This is a genomic window from Pseudoalteromonas aurantia, from assembly GCF_005886875.1.
Taxonomy (GTDB): domain Bacteria; phylum Pseudomonadota; class Gammaproteobacteria; order Enterobacterales; family Alteromonadaceae; genus Pseudoalteromonas; species Pseudoalteromonas aurantia_A.
Map to the genome: position 1 here is coordinate 99929 of NZ_PNBY01000074.1, position 7373 is coordinate 107301.

At 41.1% G+C, this 7373-nt stretch carries 6 protein-coding genes; 5 read left to right on the forward strand and 1 reads right to left on the reverse strand.

The genetic code is table 11. The features are described from left to right. The first annotated feature begins 1 nt into the window (after window position 1). From CWC18_RS15540 to CWC18_RS15555, 4 genes are read left to right on the forward strand one after another with little or no spacing between them, the layout of a single operon-like run. Window positions 2-793: a thioesterase II family protein gene (locus CWC18_RS15540; protein WP_171041128.1), complete on the forward strand. Its 792-nt coding sequence runs from the start codon at window positions 2-4 to the stop codon at window positions 791-793. Window positions 794-834: 41 nt separating this feature from the next. Continuing rightward, window positions 835-2541: a GH3 auxin-responsive promoter family protein gene (locus CWC18_RS15545; protein ID WP_138675633.1), complete on the forward strand. Its 1707-nt coding sequence runs from the start codon at window positions 835-837 to the stop codon at window positions 2539-2541. Continuing rightward, complete coding sequence (locus CWC18_RS15550; protein ID WP_138675634.1) at window positions 2538-3695, forward strand: alpha/beta hydrolase; 1158 nt, start codon at window positions 2538-2540, stop codon at window positions 3693-3695. Before CWC18_RS15545 ends, CWC18_RS15550 begins: the two co-directional genes overlap by 4 nt. Continuing rightward, the gene (locus tag CWC18_RS15555; protein WP_138592514.1) at window positions 3692-4858 is read left to right on the forward strand and encodes a mandelate racemase/muconate lactonizing enzyme family protein; all 1167 of its coding nucleotides are present in this window, start codon (window positions 3692-3694) and stop codon (window positions 4856-4858) included. The genes CWC18_RS15550 and CWC18_RS15555 overlap by 4 nt, the downstream gene beginning before the upstream one ends. Before the next feature lie 105 nt (window positions 4859-4963). Here CWC18_RS15555 and CWC18_RS15560 read toward each other — a convergent pair whose 3' ends face one another. Then, window positions 4964-5680 (reverse strand): response regulator transcription factor, encoded by a 717-nt coding sequence (locus tag CWC18_RS15560; protein ID WP_138592513.1) that lies wholly within the window; start codon window positions 5678-5680, stop codon window positions 4964-4966. A gap of 189 nt (window positions 5681-5869) precedes the next feature. Between CWC18_RS15560 and CWC18_RS15565 the strand changes: the two genes are divergently transcribed. Continuing rightward, on the forward strand, window positions 5870-6784 hold the full coding sequence (locus CWC18_RS15565; RefSeq protein WP_138592512.1) for a hypothetical protein: 915 nt from the start codon (window positions 5870-5872) through the stop codon (window positions 6782-6784). Window positions 6785-7373: the final 589 nt, after the last annotated feature.

Consider the following 7373-nt stretch of genomic DNA (forward strand, 5'->3'; position numbering starts at 1 on the left):
CATGACTAATTCTCTTCACTCTCGACAACACCGTCGCTGGTTTGAGTACTTTGGCTCTGACATCAGTGCTGACGCGACATTATTTTGCTTTCCCTTTGTTGGAGGCAATGAGCATAACTATACAAAATGGTGCGACAAAATAAATTCGCACTTTGACGTCGCAGCCCTAAAAATGCCAGGGCGTCCTAGCAGAAGCCGTGAAGGGTTCCCTGAGCAGGTAGCCGATTTAGTTAGCCCAATCGTCGAACAGCTTGTGAACTACCCAAAGCCCTTTGCAATATTTGGCCACAGCATGGGGGGCTTATTAGCGTTTTTGGTGACCGCAGCATTGAATCAAAGAGGCGTCAGCACATTAGGCACATTTATATCTGCCAGACCCGCACCGCAACTGAGTATTTTAAAACGCCGTGCCCATTTGCCGGAGCCTGCGCTTATCAATGAACTTCGCACGCTCGGAGGCACGCCAGAAGAAGTGTTAAGAAATACTGAGCTTATGCAAAGTGTTTTACCCATTATTCGTGCTGACTATCATTTGTTAGAACAGTTTTCATATGAAGGTCAGGCAGATGCCATAACACAACCGTTAGAGATTATTGCAGCAACACAGGACAAATTAGTCTCAGATACGCAAATAAACGCATGGCGACAATTGCCGCTTAAACAACTCAATCAATTCGATATAGAAGGAGAACACTTTTATTTAAACCAGCACCCAGACGCGTTATTCGAATACATCAATACCAAGCTCAGCGATGCATTATCTGAGATTAACCAATTTGCATGCGCCAGCTAAACACTGACTAATTAATGACTAACTTATAAGGATGAATTAGCATGAAAACAAACACCCCCAATGATGCTGCGGCTCAATTCATGGCCCAAGGTCAGGAACTGATGAATGCGTTTATGTCTGGTGCACATAACTGTAGACAAACGCAACTGGACTTATTGCGCTCAATTTTACAAAAACATGGCCACACTCAATTCGGGACTGATCATAACTTTGATGACGTTGTCACGTATGATAATTATCGTAACCAAGTGCCACTTCAAGACTATGATTCACTCTATCCCTATATGGAAAAGCACTTGCAAGGGATACCGGATCAATTAGTCAGTGGCAACCCTTGCTATTACGCTACAACAAGTGGCTCAACTGGAGAGCCCAAATATATTCCAGTGACAACGGAGCAACGCTCTGGGGCTCATAAAGGCTCAGCAATGTTATGGTCTTATTCATTAGCCTGTAACTCTCCTGAAGCAATGCAAGGTAACTGGGTCGTTATCGTCTCACCCGCAGTCGAGGGATATGCACCCGATGGCACACCGTTTGGATCGACCTCAGGGCAATACGTCAAAGATTTAGATCCGGCAATAAAAGCAAAGTATTCAATTCCCTATGGAGTATACGAAATAGCTGATTATGACACCCGCTACTACTGTATTTTGCTGCTTGGTTTAGCCGACAATAACGTGAGCTTAGTCTCCTCAACCAACCCATCAACTCTAAGCCTGCTTTGTAACAAAGCCGATGACATGAAAGAACGTTTAATAAATGATATTAGACTCGGGATCCTCGACAAGACATTAGTACTACCTGAACCCATCAGAAAACTGGTTGAAGATAGGTTAACGCCGAACCCTGAACGCGCCAACTACCTAGAGCAATGTATTGAACAAGATGAGGAGCATAAACTTCGCCCAGTCCACTACTGGCCAGACCTAGAGGTCGTTGCAACCTGGACCGGCGGTAACTCTGCCACATTTATTGACAAAATGCAGGCATGGTATGGCAAAGTAAATATTAAAGATTTGGGGTATTTAGCATCAGAAATACGAGGTTCAGTTCCCCTAGACTTAAATAGAGGCGACGGTGTACTTACCATCGAAGACAATTTCTTTGAGTTTATCCGTACTGATGAAATTGATAATGCAAACCCCAAAACATACCTCGCTGACGAAATTGAGCTCGGCAGCCAATACTACTTATTCTTTACCAATAAGGCTGGTTTATATCGTTACAATATCAATGACATAGTTCAGGTTACTGGTTTTGTTGGCAATACGCCGAAAATTGTTTTTGTACAAAAAGGTAAAGGGATCACCAATATAACGGGTGAGAAAATATATGAAAAGCAAGTTATAGGCGCCGTTAAACAGGCTGAGTTTGACTGCCAAATTCAAGTTAACTTTTATCATTGTCATGCCGATTTACAAAGCAATCAATATAAACTCTATGCCGAGTTTGAACCAGGATATAGCACGCAAGAGCATGCCGAATTTGCCGATGCATTTGAGCTTCATTTACAAAAACTCAATTTAGAATATAAAACTAAGCGAGAATCCTTGCGTCTTCAGCCAGCAGCTGTACACAGCCTATCATTTGGGGCACTCGAAAAATTTAAACGCGCGCGAATTGCCGGGGGAGTTCGTGAAGCACAATTCAAAACAGTCCCACTTAGCATGGACAAAAATCTTTTAACCTCATTCACAGTAGAAACCATTTACCAAAGCTTAAGCATTAAGGAATCAGCAGCATGAAAATTATCACAACACAGTTAAGTGCACTTCTTTTAGGGTTATCTATTACCGCAGTAACACATGTTAATGCTGAACCAGTGAAAAGCGCCCCATCAGCAAGTAATAGCTCTATACAAGTTGAGGCTAACAATCGCTATGCGCACAGCCTCTACTCACCATTTGACCTGTTAAATTTAACAGGGCAAGAATATACGCTGAAATTAAATGACATTGAACTTTCTGAACAAGCTCAACGCCCTTTAATGTATGACATTTCATATACAAAGTGGACGCCATGGCGTAGTAATGGACAAACCATCATATACAACCATGGTTTTCAATCACATAAAGACTGGTTTAATTTTACAGCTGAGTATTTATCCGTATTAGGTTACACCGTTTATGCTTTTGACCGTATCGGCTCTGGCCGGTCATCAGGCGGGATCACCTTGCACAAGGATCTGAACAATACAACTCAACCTGTAATACAGCCAGGCCATATAAATAACTGGAAAACATGGACATGGACACTTGACCAAGTCGTAACGCTTGCTCACCAAGATATACCTGAAAATTCGATTACAATTTGGGGCAACAGTTTTGGTGCACATATTGTCACCGCATATATGAACCAATACGCCCCGAGCAATGTATCACAGGCCGTATTTACGACCCCTGGTTTATTTGTTGATTTACCTTTACCCTTCACGTTAGAAGAGTTTGTAACGAAACAACCATACGACTACTTTCCTTCAAGTATTCCAGAAACAGAAGGTGACCAAGGGGGTAACTACTTCACACAAGATCCGATTTATTTGTGGTCTATCCGTCATGATCAGCGTTCTTTAAGAGAAGTAACGCAAAGCTTTTATTATGCAGTCGTTGGCATAGGCCAATATAATTTAAGTCGAGAAGCAATGAATAATGATCCGCTTAGCAACTACCCAAGGTTCTATTTACTTGCTGAACAAGACACCATGATGAATAACACTAAAACTCTTGCATACATTAATCGCTCACCAGAAAACGCTGTAGCAAAGTTTTATCGTGCCTTGGACAATAAACATTTCATTAGTTTCAGCAGTGATATGGAGCAAGCCGTCTTAGATATCCATGACTTTCTAAATGGCCGCGACATCGATGAACAAGAAGTATTGGAGTATATCGAACAATGAAAATTATAGCCTGTCGCCTTCGTGAGACACATATTCCATTTAAAGTCAGCTTTAAGCATGCGCTGCATACTCGTAAAGAGGTTCAAGGCATGATTTTAGAAGTTGAATTAAGCGACGGTCAGATTGGCTATGGTGAATGTCTTCCTCGTGACTATGTCACGGGGGAGACACATCAAAGTGTCATCTCGGCTCTGTCAGATATAGTGCTACCAGCACTATTACATAAATCGTTTTCAAGTTTTGGTGAGCTCAAACAGTGGCTCCACTCATTCTTTGAAGTACATAACATAAATAACCGTCAAACCTGTGTTTTGGCTATTACTGAATTAGCACTTATTGATGCATTTGCAAAATCGACACAGTCGTCGGTTTATAAGCTATTTAGTTCAGATACCACGACAAACAAAGTGCCTGATATTCGTTATAGCGGCACTTATTCATTGGGCTCCCATGAAGCATTTAAACGGTATCAAAGTGTCTATGACAAGCTATCGTTGAGACAATTTAAGGTCAAAGTCGGCACAGATCTAGACGCTGAGTTAGCACTGATAGATAAAATTCGCAGTGCTAATTCAGGTGATATTGAAATACGTTTAGACGCCAATGGTGCCTGGGATTTAAACCAAGCCATTGATGCACTGAAAAAATTCGCTGACAAAGGGGTTGCTTGTTGTGAGCAACCCATGCCCGTTGAGTTAAAAGCGGCATATCCAGAATTAGTCTCAAAATTTAAAGGCATTATGGACATATGTATAGATGAATCACTGTGTCATTATGACGATGCATTGTGGTTTGCTGAAAATGCTGGCGCAACAGTATTTAATTTAAGAGTATCGAAGCTTGGCGGTATCTCAGCGTGTTTAGCAATTGCAAAAATAGCTCAAGCACATGACATTGATTGCCAACTTGGCGCCCAAGTTGGTGAAACCGCGATTCTCACAGCCGCAGGGCATACACTTGCACAACTTCTACCAAAGTGTCGATTTTATGAGGGGGCATTTGGTACATACTTACTGGAACAAGATATTACACATCCAAGTGTCATGTTCGCTCATGCTGGTAAACTCCCAATATCACTATTAAAGGAACATGCTGGCTTTGGTATTGAGGTTGATCAAGACTTAATCTCAAAGGTTACCTATCAATCACATAACTTCTCTTAAAAGACACATAAAAAAAGAGCATGGATAACATGCTCTTTTTGCCGAGTGGTTTAATCACTCGCTCCAATCGGGCAGACTGGATCCCAGGGAAACTCTTCGTTGTAATTAATGCGCTTGCTGCAACAGCTTAAAACCATGTCCATGAATCGTATGAATAAGCGGAAACCCAAACGGCTTATCTAACTGCCTTCTTAAATGATACATGTGAGAACGCAAAACATCTGTTGTCGGGGGCTCATCACGCCATAGGTCCCATTCAAGTTCTTGCTTTGCAACAACGTTCGGTGAACTTTTTAATAATTTTTTTAATATTTGAAAACCAGTTTGAGTCAGCTTTACTTCTTGGCCATCACGTAATACTTGACGATTTTTTATATCAAGTCTCAATGGGCCAAGAGTCAAAATACTATGTTCATCGCTTTGAGTTCTGCTCGCTATCGCATTAAGTTTTGCTAATTGCTCTCTAACGGGCGTTAATTCACAATATACGTCGTCCACGCCTTGGCGGTATAAGTTGAGCCGCTCATCTAAGTTAAGCTTGTGTGAGTAACTATAAAAAATTACTAAATTTCGAGGTAAATGAGAGCGTACTTGGGTCACTAATTTAGTCCCAGTTCCGCCTATTAATTTATCTGAGACAAAAATAAAATCAAACACATGTTCAGACAACAAGTGCATTGCAGTCAAAAAATTTCCCGCATAATCAACCGTAACTCCAGCAAATTCAAGCTCATTCAATAAGCTTTCAGAAAGTACGTCATCGCTATAAGCAACAAGTACTCTTGTTGCACTGCTTAAAGACCTAAAGTTTAACTCTGTCATAAGTGATATTCCCGTTGTTCCTTGATGTGTGTCATATTTAACCGTGCCTGATAAAATACAACAATCGCTGTTCTTCCAATCACCGCCCTGTCAGTTTTAACAGGGTAAATATAGGCTGACTTTTTTAAAATTGTCATGAAATTGAAAAGTAGGTCCAACAGGGCCGAAAAAACCTGAACAGGCGAAATTATGAAGGAAACAGCTTTAAACCAAACGCAAATGTTGATTTGCCAGCGCTTATTCACCCGCGCTGCAACATTAGTCAACCGTCCAGGCTGGCGACAAGCTATGAGCATAAATAATGCCAAAGAAACATTAACTATTTGTTCGGGTGCACAACCGAATTTACTAAACGACTTATTAAGCGCCCCCCCCTCCTCACACGCGCATCATCAATTATGGATGGTACTTGCTATCCCTTTATCTATGTCTGATATCGAGCAGCTGAAATTGTTCGGCATAAATCATATATATGCTCTCAGCTCGTGGTTTAATAGTACCGAGATTAACATGAGTATCAAACAGGCAGCTCTAAAGGGGATCTCCTATACAATCTTACCCGACCCATTATGTGAACGCCTGAATTTTGGTCGTAACCACCTGATGCAACGTCTTAGACCTTGGTATTTGAACAGCCAAAGTATCACTGCGCAGGGGCATATCGAACCTATATTAAATGCAGATAAAGGTGGGTACTTTAAACATTTTCTGCAACGTTTCGATAACTGCATTCTTCCTTGGGCTTACAGAAATATAATTTCAAAGTCTTCACTTAACATTATGTTTGAAAAGCCTCAACATTCACATATTAGCCTTGTGGACTCTAAAGGTAAGGCGATTCTAAATATAGCAACAACATTAACATCGGCAGAACAAGCTGCTGCGTTAAACAACTTTCATGTAAATCAGGACTATGGGGAAGTCTGCCTGGATGGCTCATTAACATTGAGCCACATATTAAGCAGTCAAAATATGTTAGATGAATCACAGCAGGCGTTACAATCTGAAGGTGATCAGACAAAATATGATGTTATTGGACAATCCATACTACAAACGACAACATTTACGCCGGAAAGTGCATTTTATACGAATACCGATAAGTAAAAATATGATTTTACGAAAATGCCTTTTTACTAAATAGCATTCAATGACAGAAGGCTTAAAAAATCACATAAAACCATAACACAACGTCAACTGGCACTAAAATTGATGTGATAAGTTGGCTTTTCAGCCTCCCTAACCTTAGTCAGAAGGGCAAATTTGGGGGGCTGAGAGTATGAAAGGTATAAGAATATTAAAGGCATTATCTGAATGAACTGAACACCTCTAAGTTAAAATTCTATCTCTAAATACAAAACCCGTCTCTAGATACAAATCCCTGTCTCCCTGGATTCATTTCAGGATCCATGGTTTTCATTACCTTTTTGGAATAAAAGAGGTATATCAGCGAAATGGATCCTGACTTTCGTCAGGAGGACTATGAGTTAGCGCTCAGAAACTTGTGATCATACCAACGGTAAACATAGACGTTATGGATCCTGACCTGCGTCAGGAAGACAATGGGTGAGCGTATGAAACCTGTGACAATAGCAGCGGCAAGAAGCATGGCGGTTTTGACCCTGACCTTCGTCAGGAAAACAACAGGGTAAGTATATGAAGCCTGTGATATTAACAGCGGCAAGAAGCATGGGGG

Coding starts and splice junctions, on each gene's coding strand:
- CWC18_RS15565 (WP_138592512.1), top strand. CDS start 5,870: ATGAAGGAAACAGCTTTAAACCAAACGCAAATGTTGATTTGCCAGCGC.
- CWC18_RS15550 (WP_138675634.1), top strand. CDS start 2,538: ATGAAAATTATCACAACACAGTTAAGTGCACTTCTTTTAGGGTTATCT.
- CWC18_RS15545 (WP_138675633.1), top strand. CDS start 835: ATGAAAACAAACACCCCCAATGATGCTGCGGCTCAATTCATGGCCCAA.
- CWC18_RS15540 (WP_171041128.1), top strand. CDS start 2: ATGACTAATTCTCTTCACTCTCGACAACACCGTCGCTGGTTTGAGTAC.
- CWC18_RS15555 (WP_138592514.1), top strand. CDS start 3,692: ATGAAAATTATAGCCTGTCGCCTTCGTGAGACACATATTCCATTTAAA.
- CWC18_RS15560 (WP_138592513.1), bottom strand. CDS start 5,680: ATGACAGAGTTAAACTTTAGGTCTTTAAGCAGTGCAACAAGAGTACTT.